General features: G+C 52.4%; 17 protein-coding genes. 1 reads left to right on the top strand and 16 read right to left on the bottom strand.

Annotation, left to right across the window (positions count from 1 at the left end):
* Positions 1 to 17: 17 nt before the first annotated feature.
* The 14 genes from BN2762_RS16380 to metH form a co-directional block, all read right to left on the bottom strand.
* Positions 18 to 2084, bottom strand: coding sequence for a hypothetical protein (locus BN2762_RS16380; RefSeq protein ID WP_055107986.1), 2067 nt, complete (start codon positions 2082 to 2084; stop codon positions 18 to 20).
* Entirely contained in the window at positions 2074 to 3879 is a 1806-nt protein-coding gene (locus tag BN2762_RS16375; protein ID WP_055107985.1) for a P-loop NTPase family protein, read from the bottom strand. Before BN2762_RS16375 ends, BN2762_RS16380 begins: the two co-directional genes overlap by 11 nt.
* A gap of 3 nt (positions 3880 to 3882) precedes the next feature.
* Entirely contained in the window at positions 3883 to 4734 is an 852-nt protein-coding gene (locus tag BN2762_RS16370; RefSeq protein ID WP_055107984.1) for a hypothetical protein, read from the bottom strand.
* Positions 4731 to 5420: a hypothetical protein gene (locus tag BN2762_RS16365; protein ID WP_055107983.1), complete on the bottom strand. Its 690-nt coding sequence runs from the start codon at positions 5418 to 5420 to the stop codon at positions 4731 to 4733. Before BN2762_RS16365 ends, BN2762_RS16370 begins: the two co-directional genes overlap by 4 nt.
* Before the next feature lie 23 nt (positions 5421 to 5443).
* Entirely contained in the window at positions 5444 to 6331 is an 888-nt protein-coding gene (locus BN2762_RS16360; protein ID WP_055107982.1) for an SAF domain-containing protein, read from the bottom strand.
* A 4-nt stretch (positions 6332 to 6335) separates the two neighbouring features.
* Positions 6336 to 7841: a serine/threonine protein kinase gene (locus tag BN2762_RS16355; protein ID WP_055107981.1), complete on the bottom strand. Its 1506-nt coding sequence runs from the start codon at positions 7839 to 7841 to the stop codon at positions 6336 to 6338.
* 175 nt (positions 7842 to 8016) lie between these two features.
* Positions 8017 to 9102: an SAM-dependent methyltransferase gene (locus tag BN2762_RS16350; RefSeq protein WP_055107980.1), complete on the bottom strand. Its 1086-nt coding sequence runs from the start codon at positions 9100 to 9102 to the stop codon at positions 8017 to 8019.
* A gap of 55 nt (positions 9103 to 9157) precedes the next feature.
* Complete coding sequence (locus BN2762_RS16345; protein ID WP_055110130.1) at positions 9158 to 9508, bottom strand: cyclic-phosphate processing receiver domain-containing protein; 351 nt, start codon at positions 9506 to 9508, stop codon at positions 9158 to 9160.
* A 35-nt stretch (positions 9509 to 9543) separates the two neighbouring features.
* A complete protein-coding gene (locus BN2762_RS16340) occupies positions 9544 to 10401 on the bottom strand; it encodes a deoxyribonuclease IV (protein ID WP_055107979.1) in 858 nt (285 codons plus the stop codon).
* Positions 10391 to 11209, bottom strand: coding sequence for an Fpg/Nei family DNA glycosylase (locus tag BN2762_RS16335; protein ID WP_055107978.1), 819 nt, complete (start codon positions 11207 to 11209; stop codon positions 10391 to 10393). Before BN2762_RS16335 ends, BN2762_RS16340 begins: the two co-directional genes overlap by 11 nt.
* A gap of 33 nt (positions 11210 to 11242) precedes the next feature.
* Positions 11243 to 12049, bottom strand: coding sequence for a TIGR01457 family HAD-type hydrolase (locus BN2762_RS16330; RefSeq protein ID WP_074048642.1), 807 nt, complete (start codon positions 12047 to 12049; stop codon positions 11243 to 11245).
* Positions 12046 to 13131 carry a Gfo/Idh/MocA family protein gene (locus BN2762_RS16325; RefSeq protein ID WP_055107977.1) on the bottom strand — a complete coding sequence of 362 codons (1086 nt, stop codon included), beginning with the start codon at positions 13129 to 13131 and terminating at the stop codon, positions 12046 to 12048. Before BN2762_RS16325 ends, BN2762_RS16330 begins: the two co-directional genes overlap by 4 nt.
* Before the next feature lie 202 nt (positions 13132 to 13333).
* Complete coding sequence (gene rnz, locus BN2762_RS16320; RefSeq protein ID WP_055107976.1) at positions 13334 to 14269, bottom strand: ribonuclease Z; 936 nt, start codon at positions 14267 to 14269, stop codon at positions 13334 to 13336.
* Between the two features lie 79 nt (positions 14270 to 14348).
* On the bottom strand, positions 14349 to 17789 hold the full coding sequence (gene metH, locus BN2762_RS16315; RefSeq protein ID WP_055107975.1) for a methionine synthase: 3441 nt from the start codon (positions 17787 to 17789) through the stop codon (positions 14349 to 14351).
* Between the two features lie 205 nt (positions 17790 to 17994).
* On the opposite strand from metH, the gene BN2762_RS16310 reads away from it, so the two are divergent.
* Positions 17995 to 18537, top strand: coding sequence for a cupin domain-containing protein (locus BN2762_RS16310; protein ID WP_055107974.1), 543 nt, complete (start codon positions 17995 to 17997; stop codon positions 18535 to 18537).
* 85 nt (positions 18538 to 18622) lie between these two features.
* Here BN2762_RS16310 and BN2762_RS16305 read toward each other — a convergent pair whose 3' ends face one another.
* Complete coding sequence (locus BN2762_RS16305) at positions 18623 to 19414, bottom strand: HAD family hydrolase (RefSeq protein WP_055107973.1); 792 nt, start codon at positions 19412 to 19414, stop codon at positions 18623 to 18625.
* Positions 19415 to 19447: 33 nt separating this feature from the next.
* Positions 19448 to 19984 carry a hypothetical protein gene (locus BN2762_RS16300; protein ID WP_055107972.1) on the bottom strand — a complete coding sequence of 179 codons (537 nt, stop codon included), beginning with the start codon at positions 19982 to 19984 and terminating at the stop codon, positions 19448 to 19450.
* Positions 19985 to 19990: the final 6 nt, after the last annotated feature.

Here is a 19990-nt window from a genome sequence, read left to right as displayed (position 1 = left end):
CTCCCAAATCCAAATGGTTATATTTTTTGAATATGCTCGAAGTACAAATCCATCTGCTTGAAGCTCATCCAGATCAGCGGAACGACCAGATAAGCGAATACTAGGCTGTACATCGGCGTAAAGCCGATCAAACGGCCGAGCCCGGCCCGGGTATCCAGCGACTTCTCATACTCCAGCCGCCTGCGCTCAAATTGGTACGACATTTCATGCTCGAGATCATCGAAAGCCTTAGCAAGGGTAATTTTCTCGGCGGCCAGAAGCAGCTTGTCTGCGAAACGCCCGAACTCTTCCAGCGTGACCTCTTCTTTCATCTCCCTGAGAGCCGCTTCCGCTCCCTGACTGTAATTCAGGAGACATCTCTCGATCGGAACTTTAAAAATCACCGCATATACATACAGCCATTCCAAAATTTCCTCCACCGAGATCCGTTCCAGCTCTTTAAATATCCCAACCATCGTCATAAATTGATAGACTTCCTGGCGCATATCGGCAAGCCTCATTCTTCGCTGGAAGCAAAGCAGCCACACCGGTGCTTCAAAAGCCAAACAGCCTGCCGCCAAAGCAGCCGCCACCTCCCACCATTTCAAATACTCCTGATTATAGCGGTCAAGCTTGTCAAGGATCCGGACGGCCATCGCCTTCAACTCATCTTGACCCACAATTTCTCCATGCAAATCACGGGCCATCTCCGCCGACTTCAGCGCCGCATCGTATCCTGCTTGTGAAGACATGCCGAGCTCTCCCATCGCCGCGTTCTCCATAGAAATAATTCTGGCCGTCCTTTGCTCCTCCTGGGGAGACAGTGTGCCGAAAAATACCGCGTGCTCCGGAGGCTCCCGCAATATTCTGCTTTGAGCGGCCATATGGAGTGTGAGGCATAGCGCAACAGTAGATATGAAGCCGGCAAGGAACAGGCTAACTCTTCTCAGTTGAAACCACTCGACCCTCATTTTGAGATTGCTGTCTTTGAACAGCTGGGTCAGGCGATAATAAGCGAGTGATGTGCGCGCCGGCACAAACCAATGAACTACAGCTCTGATCCAGCCTGTTTTATATAGCCGCGCTTCCCAGGGATAGGTGATGTCAGCAGCCCGGTAGGATGCCTCTTCTTCATTTTTTAGCTTTTGCAACAAAATATAGGAAACCAGAATGACGAGAAATATCACTGCCTTGATCACGATGCCCGCTTTGCTTAAATAAAATTGATCCATTAGCGGAAAATTCCGTCTGGCCCATATTTCAATAGGCCTAGTAAAAAAAATAGGTGCAAGCGCAATGACATGCAGACCCTTCAGCAAATAATCCAACTTATTGCGTCGGATCAGGTCGAGGTGAATTTCTTGCGTAAGACTGGCGATCGCCCGCAAATAGACGGAGCCCTGCCTGGCTGTCTTATCCCCAAATTCCATTACGAGACTGGATATTCCGGCGAACGCCTTTAAGAAACGATTGGGCGCCGTCTCGTAATAATGCTCCAGCGCCTCTTGCTGACGGGGAGCGGTTAGCGCCTCGTTAATTCGATGAACATGTGATCCAATCTCTTCACCCAGCCCCTCTGCCACTTCCTCCATCGCATCGATAACCATGCCATGACGATGATAGGCATGACGAACCGCTGCCAAGAACTCCAGCATTTGCTCCATCAGCTTTCGTTCCATGCGATTCACGAACCCGTCCAGAAATAATCCCTGCAGAACTGCCGCCGTGATTAATAACGTGACGAAAAACAAAACGCTCGGATTCATCCAGGTGAGTATGGCCATACCCAGGCCAAATGTAAGACATATCGCGTAAACAAGCATCATCGTCTTCCTGCGCAGCTCAAATTCGGCATACATATGCATGAACGATAATCTGCTGCGTACCTTTCGAACGTAATAACGCAAAGGGGGAATTTTCATGAATATTGCGTAGGAGCGCAGGAGAAATGCGGTCATATATTTCTGAGCAAGCACCGCCATCCCCCGATCTCCGCTCACGCTATGCGGCTCAAATCGGGAAGTCCGTCTGGAGGCCGCCAATAAACCGATGAATAACAGCAGAGAAATCAAGAAAATCCAGATTAATACCGTCTTAAGCTCCAATCTCTTCCCTCCAGTAACGGTCAACAAAGAGCGTGAAGGCCTCGCTGTCCTCTGCCGTCATTTCTCGAGCCATTTCCTCTATCATTCGCGGGGAAATCGGTTCGACGGACATATATTTGCCGTCTTTGTACTCCAGCACCACCCTCTCGCGATAACCCCTCACCTGACGCTCGCATTCGGTAATTTTCTCAATATAACGCTGCCCGGACATATTCTTCCGCAAGTGGATATCGAAATCGATTACACTGACAACCTGCATTTCCGCTATCCGTTCATCCCGGAACATACCGGTCTTGAGCAGCGAATTGCGCAGCGATTCGATCAAATCGCGAAATGTTTTGGCATGATGAGTAAACAGAGTGAACAAGCTTGCCACCTGAGCCATCTGGATCATCCAGGCGGCAACGTCATCACTGGCTACCTCGCCAAGAATATTCACAGTACCGTCCGTCTTCTTCTGCAAATCCAGACCAGCCTGACCCGATATATACTCCGTCTCCCGGAAGGTCAAAATATTTCTTGTGCTGTATAGCCTTCGCAAATTCAGTTCAAAGGACATTTCCTGAACCCTTAGAGTATAGGATGGATAAATATGCTTGACCAAAGCCATTAGCAGCGTGGTCTTGCCGGAGCCTTGAGAGCCGGTAATCGACGTAATCCGGCTGCCTTTCATCAGAAATTTCAGCAGTTCTATCGGCAGCTCCGCATTGACGCCTTCGATCAGCTGTTCCAGCGCCGCGCTTCTCAAATCGAATTTTCGAACGAAGAAGGCCCATGATTCGACAAAGGGCGGGCGAACAACGACGACCCGGGACCCGTCCTTCATTTCATTAACTTTATATCCATTCGCCTCAGTTAACTGCCCCGGCAAGTTGTATTTATATATATTCTGGCAAACCCGCTTGAGCTCGGCTTCATTCCCAAAACCCAGGAAGGACAAGCGAATGCTTTTTCCCATATAAAAAATCCATACGCTTTCCCACAAACGCGATGTCGCGCGTCCGTCCGCATCCTCCGTCTCACCGGAGCTTTCCCAATCCGGGAGCATGCCTGAACGTACGGGCTGCCCGGCGTCCTCGAATGCAGGAATGCCGTTCACTCCCCCGCTAACCCCATCGATCCGCTGCTCCCGAATTTCATCGACCACCGAGAAGCCTTTGTACTGCTGATAGACGCGCTGTACAACGATGTCCAGCTTTTCCCGAAATTCAAGCTCCCGGTATTCCGCATAAAATACATGTCCGATATCCTCGGCCGTAATTTCATAATGCCTGTCTTGCCCCCCCGCCGAGTACTTCGGTTCATCCAAACGGTGCGTCTCAATCAACATCATTAAAGCTTCGTCCCCATAACGCTGGGTGTACAAATATAGCAGGATTTCGAACTGATCCTGGGGTGTCAGCAATTCCCGCCGCTGAAAAGGAATATACCTGTCTATGGTCTGGGCATCTATGCCGCAGCCTTTTAACAGCAAATCTTTGATGTAGGCCTTCACATACCGCTTGTCGTTGCGATCGCCCCATGTACAGCCCCGGATCGCTTTGCGGAGTTCTGCCCGGCTCTTTACTTTTCGCTGCCAGACCTCCTCGCTCATGCCCCAATCGTTAAGCTCAGCCCGGCTCATTTCATGCAGCTGCTTCTTTACATAGGCAGCAAGCCGATCTAGGGAGGAAGTCTCCTCCTGTTCGTCTGTCCCTGAAGCCGTACTGCCCGTAGAGCGGGCTTTGACCCATACGTAGCCTGTGACAAGCAGCAGGACACACAGAATACCGACCAGATTGGCGAATTGATTCACGCGCTATGCTCCTTTCACCTTGCTATCCATCATAGGACCACCGCTGCGTTCTTTTGCGGCCAACGCTATGCGTACAAGCTCTTTGCAGCTAAAAAGAAATTGCTCCCTCTCATACCCTCTGCCCTTTAGCAGCCGGTAGCGCCGGAAAAAGGAGATGATATCCTGCCCGTTCCATGCATCACTAAATTCGGTATGGTACGGAATGCCGATCATCGCCACATCGCAGTTATAACGGCGTTTAATGTTCTGCAGGCTCCATTTCGATGCAGCATCATATTGATGAACGATGATGGCCTGAGGCGTGCTGCCGTTAGAAAAAGCGCTTGTCCCGGACATCTCAAAGAATGTGTCCAGCTCGACCCGATTTTGCCTTAATACTGCAATTAAAGTATCGTCCTTACGAAGTCCTGGGTTGTCCAGCAATGAAGCATTTAGGGCGGATTCCTGCATAATGACAATGTCATAGCACTGCTCCGCCATACTCACGATAGCCCCAAGCTCAGCAGGCGGAAGGGAATGCCTTACAGATTCACCTTTTGCCTGCAAGCCATCCGCTAAATCAAGCCGGCCTGGCAGCAGGGGATAGGTATAGTCCATCAAATTGCACTGGGGCAAACGTCCGCTCTCGGCAAGCCGCTGCAGCGCCTCCATGCCCTGATCCCGGACGGGCAAGCGCAAATCATGATCCAGCACCATATCACGCGGGGGAAAGCCCTCCTCCATGCCTGTGCCGGCATAGCCGCAATTCAGCAATAGCAAATGATATTTCTCATGCAGCCCAGCCTGTACTCCAAAGGCTCCCGCTACCTCCGCTGATCCTCCATAACCCATATCCCAAAACACAATTTTACTCATGCCTTTCTCCTTTCCGCTTTGCGAAACGCTCTTTTTACTTTTTTGGATTCCCAGCCAGCCAACCGGCTGATCAATTCCGTAATTGCCCTTTTGTAAGCCCGGGTGATGGCCTTCATCCGCAAGGTTTGCGAGTACTCATTCTCCATCTGCACAACGAAATTGATTTCGTCCCAGGGAATCCGAATGTCCGCAGCTTGCCATTCAATCGGAAGCTGCTCCATGAAGCTCAGCACATATTGCTCATCGATAAGAGTGTCCATCGTACGGGTAAATACGGGTTGCACCTTGATCCCCCGCAGCTCCGGCCACGTCTGGAACAGCCTGCTGAAGAAACCGCAGCTGTCCGCTATTTCAAAGCGATCATAGCTGGTTACCCATATGATCTGTCCGGCCTCGCTCCACAGCTTCCTTCCGGCTGAGAAAGCATAATCAACATCATAAAGGCAGTAATCATAGCCATCGCAGCGCTCCAGCTTATCACTACCAGCGCTGGCCAATGCCACGTCGAAGCCGTGGAACTCAATCATTCCTTCCCCGGTTGATATCCCTTCGATCACATATCCGTATTTTCCTTTGCTGGTTGCGTCCACCAACAGGACACGCCGGCCGGCTGAAGCCAGCACCTTGCATATGTAGAGCAGCAAATCGCGCTTGTCCGCAGTCCCGGTGAAAATCCAATGCTCCACCCCATCACCTCCTTATCGTTATATCAGGAATCTAGATCGAAGGAATCGCCGGTAGGCTGCGCCGCCGCCGCGCTTCGCTCGGCATGGTGTCCGGCAAACTCCGCTGCTTTCTGGGGCGACATAACGGATAAATCTGCCTCCAATATTTGCCTCGATGCATGGGATAAAGCATACTCGGCCCGCGATACGATATTGGGATCCTTCTTGATAAGCTCCAGAACAGCCTTATTGGCGGGATAGGTCGGAATAGCTTTGGCCTGCAGCTGCGGCTCTACATAAGCAAGGGCGTATATCGAAGCCTTATGCAAGTAAGCGTCAACAACCGCACTGGATAAGGACAGGATTTCCATTTCGTCCAGCGTTACTGTCACTGAGCCCCCATTCAGTTGTTCAGCCTTCTTCTTGGACAGTAGTATGTAATCCTGGCCGGTAGGAAATTGAATTCTAACATCAATGACATCATTCTTCTGCAGCGACGCCGGCAGCTGTACGAATCCCATTTCCCGCCAGCGCAGATCATGTGGCGTAGGGGCCTCTTTATACAATAGTTCCGGAGTCAACAGGGTTTGTGACGTCAAATCGATTTTGGCGTTTCTGCCGTCGATCTCATCCTTTGATTTAATATAATTTGCAGGGACGCTGTCGGCCGGGAGCTCTACCCTCCTCAGATCCTCGGCACGGATGGGGTGGCCGGCGGAAATATTACGGGCAAGCGTCCAGCCGAATATCGAAGCCTTCTCTTCCTTCAGCCGCTCAATTTGAATCTCGTATTCCCGGACAAGGGATGTCCTCATCTCATCAACCTGCCTTGCTTGGTATACCGCATAGCCCGCAAACAGAATACCGACGATCCCCCCTCCCGCGATGCCGGCAACAAGCAACTGTTTAGTGCGCTGCCTCAGTCTGGACATGTAGTTATCGCTTCCTTTCCAACGTTCTTCTAATAAAACCAAAACCTCTGCCCTGCAGCCGCAAATTGTCCGCATACCCGGGACAGCATATATCAATCAATTGGACGGCGATTTCTCGCCCGGGTTCAAAAGGATCACTCTCCATCGGGATCTCATACACTCGCTCGATGCCTAGACGCTTGCGGAGCCGGCGACTAGCCCCTCTCCCGCCCAAGGGAAGGAAGCAGGCCCACCTGCGAAGGGCAGCCTCGCCCATCCGGAAGCGGATGGCCGCTGCTTCCTCCTCCCTCCACTCGGCCCCGGAGGCGACGAGGATCGGCAGATCAGCACGCGCGAATTCCTCCAGCAGCTCCCTCCGCCCGGAGGAGCCGAGATCGCAAACTACATAGTCGTATCCGTCCGATAACAGCTCAATCCATTCAGACCGGGCCGGATGACGGACATAATCAACCTGGTGGATGCGAAAGCGCCGCGGTGCTCCCGGGCCAGGATCTGTCTTCGCTATCGCCCGTCCCGAAACGATTTGCTGCAGCTGCCGAAATGCGCCTGCCTTCGCTTCCATCTCGACAACAGCTACCCGTTTGAATATTTGCGACAAGGCATGAGCCAGCATAATAGCCGTATGCGTTGCACCTACGCCCGGACAGGCTCCCATCACGGCAATGACAGCACAACGCCTTGCAGACTCGCCCCCTCTTCGCACCGGCTCCCCCGCGATCGCCGCCAGCGCCCGGCTTGTCTCTTCAGCGGAGGCATATCTGTCTTGGGGCTGAGACTGCAGCAGGCGATGCAGGACGGGAAGCAGGGACTTGAAGCCGTTGCGCCTCATAACGGCTGCCGCCTCCTCTGACCAGCTGCTGTGCAGCCCTTCGGTTCCTAGATAGAGGAGTACCGCCCCTAAGGAGTACAGATCTGTCCGGCAATCGCTCTGCCTTCCTCCATACTGCTCAGGAGCGGCAAAGCCGACCGAGCCGATCAAGACGGTATCCTCCGGCTGATCCTCCTTGTATCTCCGGGCAATGCCGAAATCAATAAATCTGATTTCTCCATTCCGGTCGACCAGAAGATTGGCCGGCTTCAAATCCCGGTGGACAATCGGCGGATGGTGGCTATGCAAGTAATGGAGCCCTTCGCATATTTGCCGCCCGAAGGCAGCCAGGGATTGCAGCGTCAAGTGGCCTCTCTGCCTTGAAGCGTAACGATCCAAATGCTCGCCCTCCACATAGTCCATAACCATGTACACATATCCCGTTTCGGAGGGTCTGCAAATGTCTATAATTCTTGGCAATCTGTGATGATCCAAAGCGATCAGCAGTTCAGCCTCTTCCTCCAATGAAATATGAAGGCTCGGGGCCGCAGCGACTTCCTTCACAGCCCATGCTTTGCCAGGCAGCTTTAAATCGGAAACGAGATACACACGGCTCATGCCACCGGCACCGATCATCCGCTCAACCTGATATCTGCCCGCGATGATTGCGCCGGCGGCGAGCGGTTCATTCAATGGCACCATGAATCCATCCTCCTCCCACGCAAAAAAAGGAAAGCCCCCACGCTCAGACTCCGGACATGCCGGAGCAGAATCATGGGATGCTTTCCCTTCATTGGCTAATGTATAATTTTGGAATTAGTATACGTGATTTTGCCGCTACTTGTAAAGTCTTTTTTTTCCACACTAATTAACTTCATTAATATTTAATCATATATAGCGTAATTTCATCCCGATTATGGAACAGCTGCTTAGCCCTCTGCACCTGCATGCGGGATTGCTGAAACGTATCGATCACCTCTTGGATCAATGCCATCGGCTTCTTGCTCAGCAGCTTGACCGTTACGATTGCCGTGCCGCCCGGCACTAACGCGTACAGCAGTTCGCTTACCAGCTTCGCCGTCAGCTTCGGGCTCCAGCTCATATCGCAAACCAGCAGGTCGAACTGCTGCTCCTGAAATTTCACCTCTCCGGCATTTTTTCGCAGCACGGTAAGATTCGGCGAGTTCAACAGCGAGGGATGCATTTTTGCCGGGTCTACAGCTGTTACTGTTAGTCCGCGCTCCAACAAAAATGAAGTCCAACCGCCAGGGGCGGCACCGATGTCCAGCGCCTCGCGGAAAGCCCTAAAATCAATGCCAAAGGTCATTTCAGCTTCAAGCAGCTTGAATTTGGCCCGGGAAATCTGTCCTTCCTCCCGCTGAAATCTTACAGCCCCGCCATTCCAATCGGAAATATTATGCTCCGGACGGGATATTCCTGCATAGACAGCCTCTCGGCCTACGAAGACAGAGAGAATCATATCGGCCTCACGAACAACGAACTCGGCATGAAGCCCGCTTAATTTGGCTTGAAGCGTATCCTTTAGCTCTGCCGTCGTACCTTCCCACAGCGATTGCTCCGTCTTTCGGGGCTGGACGGCAATTCTGGAAGCGCCTTGAAGCCTCGGATCCGCAAGCGCGAATGCAGCCAGCTTCTCTATTGACTCCTCAAGCTTCCCCCCCTCTTCCCCATGCCATTCCCATTCAATAGGAAAGAGGTGGCGTAAAAATACAGGGGGGCTGCTGGATACCGCCTCGATTACCTGCTCGGCTGAGTTCTGCAGCGCGACGCGCAGCACTTCTCCCGGGATCAGTACTGTGCTCTTCACCGCGCCAAATAATCGGCGCAGCTCCTCTTGTGCATAAGGGGCAAACCCGTGATTTGCCGTACAAATCCAATGGCTTATCCCAATGTCATCTCGTTTATCATCTTCCTCATTTCGTTCTAATTCTTGGCTTCTCAACTCGTACAACCCCCAGAAGTAATTGCCGTACCCTCGCACGGCCTCGTTAACTCGTCTATTTGCGGGCGCTTCTTCTGGTTAAACTCTCAATTTCATCCAGACGTTCAAATGGAATCGGTCCGTTATGCAGAATGACGCACTCTGGCTTATTCTGATACAAAATTTCGTACATGCTCTTCTTCCCGGCCATGCTAGAAGTATGCAGGAAGATCTCCCTGGGATACAGCCCTTCCCTTGCGATTACAGAAGCCACCTCCGCCCCTGTCTTCTCTCCCGGACCCATATCGTAATCCAGCGACAGGATGTCGACTTCCGAAATTCTCAGAAGCTCTATGCATTCATCGACGGTCCTTACTAAAGTAAAACCTATGGGACAACGCCGCAAATCATCCATATATACATGAATCAATGTTCTTCGTCCTTTCCCGCGGAATTCCAGCACTAGGCTTTAACCCACCGCCTCACCCGTTCCATATCTTCTCTATAGGTTCCATCCTCGCCCTTCTCACTCTCGAAAATGCAAGGTATACCCTGTACCGCATCCAGCTTAAGCAGCTTGCGAAAGCCCGCTTCTCCTATATAACCTTCGCCTACACGGGCATGCCGGTCTTTACGGGAGTTAGCCGGATATTTCGAATCATTCAGATGAATTACGGTTAACCCGTCCCAATAGCCCAATTCCGAAGCTCTGCCGTCAAAGGCGCGGTCATCTCGGCCGCCCCACATTCCGGATGCAAAGGCATGGCAGGTATCCAGGCAAAAACCGATGCTATCCGGCAGATGACACAGCTTGCGGATCTGAACCAGCTCCTCCAAGGTAATCCCCATATCTCCGTGATCCCCGGCCTGATTCTCTATGATCAGCTTCGCCTGGCCTTGCCAGCCGGAGAGCACCTCATTAATACATTGTATAATATTTTGATAACCTTGTAAGGGGTTTCCAGCCTTATATGTGCCAAAATGAACGATTATTCCTAAAGAGCCGCAAGCCTCCGCTATTTCCAAATCGTTTCGCAGCGAATCCACGGTTCTTTCGAACTGTTCGCGGGGAGCATTCCTGTCCACGGCCAAATTACTCGGATAAGGAGTATGGGCCACCGACAATATCCCATGCTGCTCGCACAGCTTGCGGCAGCGTTCGGCATCCTGCCTGTCGAAGTCTTTGACGGTCAAGCTTCTCGGGTTCTTAGGAAAATACTGAAATGCGCCTGCGCCGGAAGCTACTGCTGCTTGAGCAGCGCCGGCGTAGCCTCCCCGTATGCTTAGATGTCCGCCTACGATGGGCTCCTTAATACTCATGCTGGCAGCCCGGACTGTAGAAGACCTTCTTGCCTGAAATCTCGGTCTTTACAATCTCGTCCCCGCAGCGGTAGCATTTTTCCCCTTCCCGGTCATACACTTGGCACAATTCGTTGAAGCCGCCAGTGAGCTTATCATCCTTTGTCAACGGGAGCTCCATGTAGCCGCCGGCTTCGGTTGCGTGAATGAGAACATCACGCGCAGCCTGATACAATCTGGACAGATCCTCCCCGGTTAAATTCTGCAGCTTGGCGGACGGTCTAAGCCCGGCAGCGAACGCAATTTCATCGGCATAGCAATTGCCTATCCCTGCGATGATTTCCTGATTCACGAGAGCTGTCTTCAGACTGCCTCGGCGTTTGCTGAAAATCGCCTTGAACCTCTCCTCGTTCATTTTGCGGTCAAACAGCTCCGGGCCCAAGCCAGACAGAAGCTCCTCCGCTTCCTTAGCCGTATGCAAATGCAAATAGCCAAGTCTTAGGCCTATAAAATACAGCACAATCCCGTTATTGAATATCATCTCGATTTGCGTGCTGCGGTTCGGACGATCCTCCGAAGACCCCAGATATAAGAGCCCTCCAAGCATCAGATGCAGCAGGAGACGGCGTCCATTGTCCAAGTGAAACAGCAGATGCTTGCCCCGCCGTTCAATAAAAATCACTTGTCTGCCCAGCAGGGCATCCGTAAAGTCAGCCGGCTCCAAATTTATGGACTTCTCCCGGTTAATCACGATATTTGATATAGGCAAATCCAAAATATGATTGGATAGTTGAATTCGATAATTATCCATTTCCGGCAGTTCCGGCATTCTCATCTTTCCTTTCTCTATCTCAATATACCTTTAGGTCGCTGATTCGATTGAACCGACAACCAAGCTGCGAACCTCGGTCAGATCGTCGCATATGATATGTGGTCTAACCCCCGTCTTCTCCATGAGCTCGGCCAGGTTATCGCGGTTCGTCACCCCGGTCAGCGCCAGAATGGTGCCGCAGCCTGCATGCGCACCCGCTGAAATGTCGGTATGCATATTATCACCAATTACCGCAGTCTCATCAGGACGGACGCCTAACCGGTCGATCGCATGCTTCATCAGAATTTTCGAAGGCTTTCCGATGATAACCGGATTCACTCCCGAAGCAGCGGCGATTGACGCGGAAATCGTGCCTGCGCCAGGCATCAGGCCATCCTGACCCGGCAGCAGCAGATCCGGATTGGTTAGGACATAGCGGGCTCCATTCCTGATCCAATTTGCGGCCTGGGCCAGCTTCTCGTAAGAGAATGAGCGGTCGATGCCCTGTACTACGAATTCCGGCCGCTCGGTATCGATGGACAAACCGGCCTGCTTCAACGCCTCGATCAAGCCATGCTCCCCGATTGGCGCGACCGGGGCCCCCGGCTGCATGTTCGCGATATACTCTGCGGCAGCCACAGCTGAAGTGCATACATCCTTCGCCTCTGCAGGAATGCCCATTTGACGTAAATGCTCGGCGACATCATCCGGCGTACGCGAAGAATTATTGGTAACAAATAAATAGGGAATATGGTGATATTTCATAGCATTAATTAATTGATCGGCACCAGAAATCATGCGGCTGCCATGATACATCGTACCGTCCAGGTCAATCAGATAAGCTCTCCAATTCGTCAACGCGCACACTCCTTCATCTGCACTTGATCCACATATTTCTCTACGCGCAGCGCATCGTCCAGCGTGGGGGCCAGCCCCTGGAATTCATCATGCCCGATATATCTCAGCATAAAATGATGCAGCGCTGCAAAATGAGAGTCGACGAACAGTCCCATCGTCGCCTTGGCGTCAGGCAGCAGCTTAAGTCCATCCGGCTCTGGAAGATGGCTCAATCCTCCGCGCAGCAAATGCACCTTCGGGTAAGCGTCCTTCTCCAGGTCCATGATCAAGCTTCCGTCGGTACCGACGATTTGGATCGCGAAGGCATCGCTTCCCCATGCTATGCGCGATACCTCTACACTACCACGGACACCTGTAACCGTCTCGTAATTCATGGCTGCCCAATCATCGACTTCAATGTCCACTTTGCGTTCGCTTCCCGGCTCGGCTCGGCGCTCGCTTATGAAGGTTTCGGTCGTGCCGTCGATTCGCGCCAAATCTCCGAACCAATGGCATACCAGATCCAGCGCATGCACTCCGATATCGGTAATAGCCCCGCCGCCGGACAGCTCTCTGCTGACTCGCCAGCTAAAGGGCCTCTCCTGATCCAGATATCCCGAACGAAGATAGGATATCTTGCATTGCAGAACCTCACCGATTGCCCGGCGACGCAGCAGCTCGGAAGTTCGCTGAACCGCCGGATGGTAACGGAACACTAGGGCAACCTGGGCCGTCAAGCGGCTAGGAAATCCTTCTGCGGCACGCTCGGATTCCTGATAATTATCAGCAATCGGCTTCTCACAATAAAGCGCCTTGCCAGCCTTGCCAGCCAGGTGAATGCTCTGAGGATGCAGGGCATTCGGGGTGCACACGCTGACCGCAGCCACCGACTCCCGGCCAAGCGCCTCCTCCAGGCTATCCGTTATATGTTCAAAGCCCATGGCATAGGCTTGCTCTTTATGTAAATCCGGCTCGCGCGTCACTAGCGTATCGAGCACCGGCACAAATGATGTTTTTTTGATCACCGGCAGTGTCCGCAGTGCAACGATATGCGTTCTGGCGATCGTACCAAAGCCGTGCAGTACAAAAGGAATTTTCTTCAATGACTCGCCCTCCCGTAAACGTTAACTACGTATATTCTACATAGAAAAACAAACCAGAGGCAAATTTCTCTCCAATCCCAAGCCCTTCTGGCAAAATGGAGCCGTATCGAGTCGAAAGGCATCGAAGCGGGAAAAGGGCGCTGCGGCGTTCTTAGCAAAGTTTGAAGCGGTCTGTCAAATTCTGCGCTTTCCCGGAAAATAATCAGGCGTCTAGGCTCCGCTCTATCCCGTACATTACATGCTCTCTCGCAATTCGGGCATTCGGGAATATTTCCTGCGCCTCCCCTTCCAGTTGCAGAATCTGATCCTCGTATTTATAACGGGAGCTTAGATGCGTCAGAAATAAGCGCTTAACCCCCGCTTCGCGCGCAGCTTCAGCAGCTTGGCGGGCTGTACTATGGTAATAGGTATGCGCCGTATCCTTCATCTCATGAAGAAAAGTCGACTCATGAACGAGAACATCTGCATTTCGCGCCAGCGGCAGCACGGAAGCACAAGGCCGAGTATCGCCGAGAATGGTGATGATTCTGCCCTTCTTCGGCTTGCCCTGTACCATGGAGGCATGAAGCCATCGGCCGTCCGGCGCTTCCACGCTCTCTCCCCGCTTCAGCTTGCCATATAGCGGGCCTGGACGAACGCCATAGCTCTCCAACACGGAAGCATTAAGCTTGCCCGGCAAATCCTTCTCGGTGATTCGGTATCCATAGCTGGCAACCCGATGCTCCAGCAGCGAGGCTTCCACGCGGAAGGAGTCATCCTCAAACAGGACTCCCCCCTCATGCTCAACGATATCCAGGCTATAGCTGATATGAGATTCACTCAGCTCTAGGCTGGTATGAATATACTGCTTGAGCCCTGGCGGGCCATATATCGTCAAAGGGTCCTCACCGCCTTGATAGGCTCGGCTGGAGATGAGCCCGGGCAGACCGAATAAATGATCCCCGTGCAGATGGGTGATGAATATTTTCTCCAGCTTGCTGAGCTTGAGAGGAGAACGAAGAATTTGATGCTGCGTCCCTTCCCCGCAATCGAACAGCCAGAAGGTCCGACGCTCCTCGAGCATGCGGAGGGCGATCGAAGTGACGTTTCGCTCCAATGATGGAACGCCGGCGTTAGTTCCCAAAAAGTACAGCTCCATTCTGCTCTCTCCTTCTGTCTTCAGTTGCTTTTCTTATGGTCAAAACCCTCCGGGATCGGAGGGTTTTGCTGAATGTTCGCTAAGCTTTGTCGACGTTAAAATATTGCGCCTGCGGATGGGCAAATACCATGGCGGATACCGATGCTTCCGGCTCCATCATGAAGCCTTCCGTCAATTCGACCCCGATATCCTCAGGCTTCATCAGCTCGAAGAGCGGACCTTGATATTCAAGGTCAGGACAAGCCGGATAGCCGAAGGATACGCGGATTCCTTGATAACGTGCGCCGAGGCGCTGCTTCATCGTCATATCCTGCGGGTCAGGGAAGCCCCATGAGTCGCGCATCATGTGGTGAACCCGTTCAGCAAGCCCCTCGGCAACCTCCAGGGCCACCGATTGCAGCGCATGAGACTGAAGATAATCGCCCTGCTCCTTCAGCTTCTCGGAGCGATCCCGAATGCCCTGGCCAGCGCTCACGACGAGAAAGCCGACATAATCCATTATGCCGCTGTCAACGGATTTCAGGAAATCGGACAAGCAGAGGTACGGCTCTACACGCTGACGCGGGAAGTCAAATCTATGCAGCACCTTTGCATGGTTCTCAGGATCATAGATGATGATCTCATTGCCCGAGGATTGCGCAGGGAAGAACCGGTACATCGCTTGAGCCTGAATGATGCCGTCCGTGACCGCTTCGTACAGAATTTGATCGACGGTCTCCTTCAACTGGACCGCCTTAGGATCTTCCTTGGCTAACAGCTGCTCGACGGAGCCGCGAAGCCCCAAATGATGTCCAAGCAGCATTTGCATATTGATATACGGAATGATATGGCTTATCGGATAATTGCGCAGGATATGACGCTCCAGATCCGGCGGCGTAAACACCGGCGCATCGGTCGAGATGTTGGATCTTTCAACGCGAGTAAGCTGCGGCAGTTCCTTGACCGCTACGGCCACACTGGCCTCCGCCTCCTGCTCGGCTTCCATTTCCAAGCGCATCTCTTCTCTTTTGGCCGGGTCCATCAGCTTGTTCGCCAGGTCCAGTCCATCCATGGCATCCTTGGCATAGATGACCATGCCGTCATATTCCGGGCGGATCCGGGTCTTCGTAAATTTGCGGGTGAGCGCCGCTCCGCCGACAAGAATCGGAACCTCGATTCCCGCATTGCGCAAGTCCTGAGCGGTGAGCACCATTTGCTGCGCGGACTTCACGAGAAGTCCAGACAGTCCGATCGCATCCGGCTTCTCCTTGCGGTAAGCTTCAATAATACGCTCCGGTGGTACTTTTATACCCAAATTAATGATCTGGTAACCATTGTTGGATAAAATGATTTCCACCAGATTCTTTCCGATGTCATGCACGTCGCCTTTGACAGTAGCCAGCAGAATTTTGCCCTTCACCGAGGACTCGTTCTTCTCCATGAACGGCTCCAGGAAAGCGACGGACGCCTTCATCACCTCAGCGCTTTGCAGCACCTCGGCCACGATCAGCTCATTGTTGTTGAACAGGCGGCCGACCTCTTCCATTCCCGCCATGAGCGGTCCGTTAATGACGTCCAGCGGGCTGTACTTCTTGAGAGCCTCCTCCAGATCCGCGATCAGCCCTTCCTTGCTGCCTTCTACAACGTAATTGGCAAGCCGTTCCTCTAGCGTCAAATTGTCGGCCTTGGACTTCTTCTCCACCTTCTTGTCCCGAAACGCAGCGACAAAAGCGGCCAGCGTCTCGTCATTGGTGTTGAAAATTAGCTCCTCGGCCAGCTTGCGGTCTTCCTCTGAAATCGAGGCGTAACGCTCAAGCTTCTCCGTATTGACGATGGCATAGTCGAGGCCGGCCTTCGTGCAGTGGTACAGGTACACAGAGTTGAGCACCTCGCGCCCGGCATCCGGCAATCCGAAGGAAATGTTGCTCAGTCCTAAAATCGTCTTCGCTCTAGGGTACTTCTCCTTGATCATGCGAATCCCTTCAATCGTCTCCACCGCAGAGCCGATGTACTGAGGGTCGCCCGAGCCTACCGGGAACATATTCGGATCAAATATAATATCCTCCGGCTGCACGCCATACTTATTGACGAGCAGTTCATAAGCACGCGTGGCCACCTCCATCTTCGCCTCTCGGGATACGGCCTGCCCGCGCTCATCAATGAGAATGCAGACAACAGCCGCGCCATAACGATGGATAAGCGGAACGATCTGCTGGAACTTCGTCTCCCCATCCTCAAGGTTAATCGAGTTAATGATCGCCTTGCCCTGGGAATATTTTAGCGCCAGCTCAATAATATGATCATAGGTGGAATCAATCATGATCGGTGCTTTGATCTTCTTCGTCACCATAGGATAAAAATTCTGTACGGCATAAGCCTCGTCGATATCCGTATCCTGAAGGTTAATGTCGATGACCATCGCTCCGCCCTTCACCTGGGAACGGGCAATTTCCGAAGCCTCATCGAATTTGCCTTCCTTGATCAAGCGCTTAAACTTCCGGGATCCGGAAATATTCGTCCGTTCGCCAATCATTATCGGACGGTTATCTTCCTCAATATATACCGTCTCAACCCCGGATACCGCTGCCGGATGCTTGCCGTTCATCGCCCTAGGTGCATATTGGCCCATTGTCTCCGCTAGTGCGGCTATATGTTCCGGCGTCGTTCCGCAGCATCCCCCGGCGATATTCAACCAGCCCTGTTCCGCAAAGGCGCCCATCTTCATTGCCAGCGATTCCGGCGACTCGTGGTATTTACCATTCTCATCGGGCAAGCCGGCATTCGGATAGCAGCTCACGCCAGCGCTCGACATATCGGACAGGGTGCGGATATGATCCCGCATGAACTCCGGCCCCGTAGCGCAGTTAAGACCAAAGGAAATCGGCTTCAAATGCTCCAGGGAAATGTAGAAGGCCTCGATATTCTGTCCGGCCAGCGTCGTGCCCATCGGCTCGATGGTTCCCGAAATCATGAGCGGCAGCTTCTTGCCAGCTGCTTCGTAAGCGCGTGTAATTCCGATGCTGCCCGCCTTCACGTTGAGCGTATCCTGCGACGTCTCAAGCAGAAGAGCATCTACGCCAGCCTCAACCAGCGCAAGCGCCTGTTCCTCATAGCTCTCGATCAGCTCGTCGAAGGTAACGCCGCCTGTAACCGACAACGTCTTTGTCGTCGGCCCGAGTGCTCCGACCACATATCTCGGATGTTCGGGCGTGCTGTACTTGTCGGCCGCAGCGATCGCGAGGCGAGCCGCAGCCAGATTGATTTCTCGAGCTTTGTCTTGTATATCATATTCGGCAAGTACGACGGACGTCGCACCAAACGTATTCGTCGATATTAAATCTGCTCCAGCTTCCAAGTACTTCTCGTGAATCCCCTGGATCACATCAGGACGGGTGAGCACGAGCATTTCATTACAGCCGTCCAGCTCCTCGCCGCCAAAATCGGCCGGCGATAAATCCTCCTGCTGAATCATCGTGCCCATAGCACCGTCGAGGATCAATATTCGTTCTTTCATTCTGGACTCTATGCTAGGCTTACTCATGATCTTAATCCCTCCCACAAAACATTAACATTTAGTTTAACAGAACAAAGTGTTAAAGAAAAGGTGAAAAGCAATTTACTTGGCTGTGCGAACCCTTTAACGGCCTAAGATCAGGCAGCGCAGCCAGAATCGAATTTAAGTGTCGACAATCCGGGGAGGTATCGGATATAATGCAATCATATCCATAAGAAAGCGGGGTAATCCCATGGCGGAAATCAGAATAAGAAACACGAACGAAATTATATCCGGGGAAGATAATGTTCGGAATTTCCTGAGTCAGTATGAGGTGATTTATGAGCATTGGGACGTAAGCAAGCTGCCTGCGGAGCTCCAAAACAATTTCACCTTGTCTGATGAACAAAAAGGTGAAATTCTCCGTACCTTTGATGCAGAAATTAAAGATTTGGTTGCACGTCGCGGATATCGGACGTGGGATATCATCACGCTAAGCGAAGCAACGCCGAATATTGAGGAGCTGCTCGCTAAATTCGAGCAGGTTCATACGCATACGGAGGATGAAATCCGCGTTATTATCGCCGGTGCCGGAACCTTTATCATTAAGGGCGATGATCAAACAGGCTATTTCGACGTCAACCTCGTGCCGGGAGACTTAATCTCCGTTCCTGAGAACACGGCGCATTTCTTTACATTAACAGATGAACGCAAGGTCGTAGCCGTGCGGCTCTTCGTGGAAGAGAACGGCTGGATCGCCCATCCTTACGATGACCCTGCCTTCAAGAAAGCATAATTCGGGCTTAACATATGAGCACAAAAAAGCTGCTTCCGTCCTCCACGCTTGTGGAACGTAAGCAGCTTTTTCTTAATTATATTAATTAATTGGCGGCAATAATGTCATGAAGCTCGGATAAATGCTTGATTTCGTAATCCGGAATGATTTCATCGCTGCGCTCATGGCCGACCCGGTTGATCCAAACGGCCTTCATGCCTACGCCAAGCGAACCGATAATGTCGGTCGTAAGCTTGTCCCCAACCATAATCGCTTCATTGGCTTCAACGCCGAGCCGCTCCAGAGCATGCCGGAATATCGCGGAATCGGGTTTGCCTTTGCCGAACGCTCCGGAAATAATAATTTCATCAAAGAACGGGGCCAGCTCGGGAACCCCATTCAGCTTCTCCTGCTGGAGCGCCGGGCAGCCGTTCGTTAGCAGCAGCAGCTTCACCTTTCCTTTAAGCTCCTGCAGCACCTCGAAGGTCTCCTCGTAGACATGCGGGCGGGCGCGCCGCTCCTTGCCGAACTGCTCGGCCAGCTCCGCTGCAAGCTCCTCGTTGTCAATGCCTAAAGCAAGCAGACCGCGGCGCCAGGATTCCTTGCGATATACCGGAGCCAGCTGCTCCAGCTTGCGGAATTCAGGCTGCTCTCCTGCGGTGAAGTGGGCCCACAGCCCTTCGAACGGGTTGATCCCGATCATTTTGGTAAACGGAAAGGTCTCATAGGATTCATACAGCTCCCTGGCTTCCTTGCGCACCGCCTCTTCCAGCTTTACCGGATCGATGCCAACCGCTGCCTTGGCCTTCTGGCAGGTTTCCGAGAAAGCCTCCTTCACGCTGCGCTCGTCCCATAGCAGGGTATCATCCAGATCGAAACATACGGCTTTAATCGTCATTTATTCTCTGTCCTCTCTTCTCCCGATAAATTCTTACTCTTTAATAAAATCGACTTTATGTGTCTTGGCAAATGTCTCCAAACGTTCCGACATAGCCGGCGTATCGAACAAGTTGCGTCTGCGGTGGAATACCCAATTCTGTCCGCCAGCCTTTGGCGTAATCGTGATTTTGTTCGCAGATGCTGTAATTTTGCTGATTTGCCCCGCTTCCAGCATGCGGTCCCGGTTGAACTTGGCGGTAAACAAATAGTTCTTGTTCACCCGCAAATAAGGCTTGTTGAGGAATAAAGCAATAGCCAAAATGACGTAGAGGACAATCGTGACCCAGAACATCGTCGTGCTTACCTCCGTGCTGCCGCCTGCCAGCGCGACGCCTGCGTATAGGCCCGCTAGAAGAATGAGCAGCAGCGGAAGAATGATTTTTCTGCCTTTAAAAACATCCCCATCCCCCCGGGCCCCCATCATCCTGCCCGTACCGGTTCTTACTCCGCCCTTCTTGTCGAGCGGGTTCTTTCCCTTCTTGCTTAATTTCATCTGGTTGCGTTCAACTTTCCTGTCAAATGAAGCCATGGATCT

The organism is Paenibacillus ihumii (assembly GCF_001403875.1).
Lineage (GTDB): Bacteria > Bacillota > Bacilli > Paenibacillales > Paenibacillaceae > Fontibacillus > Fontibacillus ihumii.
Note: the sequence above shows the minus strand (reverse complement) of the source record. Positions and strands in the feature narration are given on the sequence as shown.

Excerpts from the sequence above, each read along its gene's own strand:
- BN2762_RS16370 (WP_055107984.1), bottom strand. The coding sequence starts at position 4,734 with ATGAGTAAAATTGTGTTTTGGGATATGGGTTATGGAGGATCAGCGGAG.
- BN2762_RS16360 (WP_055107982.1), bottom strand. The coding sequence starts at position 6,331 with ATGTCCAGACTGAGGCAGCGCACTAAACAGTTGCTTGTTGCCGGCATC.
- BN2762_RS16355 (WP_055107981.1), bottom strand. The coding sequence starts at position 7,841 with ATGGTGCCATTGAATGAACCGCTCGCCGCCGGCGCAATCATCGCGGGC.
- BN2762_RS16340 (WP_055107979.1), bottom strand. The coding sequence starts at position 10,401 with ATGAGTATTAAGGAGCCCATCGTAGGCGGACATCTAAGCATACGGGGA.
- BN2762_RS16335 (WP_055107978.1), bottom strand. The coding sequence starts at position 11,209 with ATGCCGGAACTGCCGGAAATGGATAATTATCGAATTCAACTATCCAAT.
- rnz (WP_055107976.1), bottom strand. The coding sequence starts at position 14,269 with ATGGAGCTGTACTTTTTGGGAACTAACGCCGGCGTTCCATCATTGGAG.
- metH (WP_055107975.1), bottom strand. The coding sequence starts at position 17,789 with ATGAGTAAGCCTAGCATAGAGTCCAGAATGAAAGAACGAATATTGATC.
- BN2762_RS16310 (WP_055107974.1), top strand. The coding sequence starts at position 17,995 with ATGGCGGAAATCAGAATAAGAAACACGAACGAAATTATATCCGGGGAA.
- BN2762_RS16305 (WP_055107973.1), bottom strand. The coding sequence starts at position 19,414 with ATGACGATTAAAGCCGTATGTTTCGATCTGGATGATACCCTGCTATGG.
- BN2762_RS16300 (WP_055107972.1), bottom strand. The coding sequence starts at position 19,984 with ATGGCTTCATTTGACAGGAAAGTTGAACGCAACCAGATGAAATTAAGC.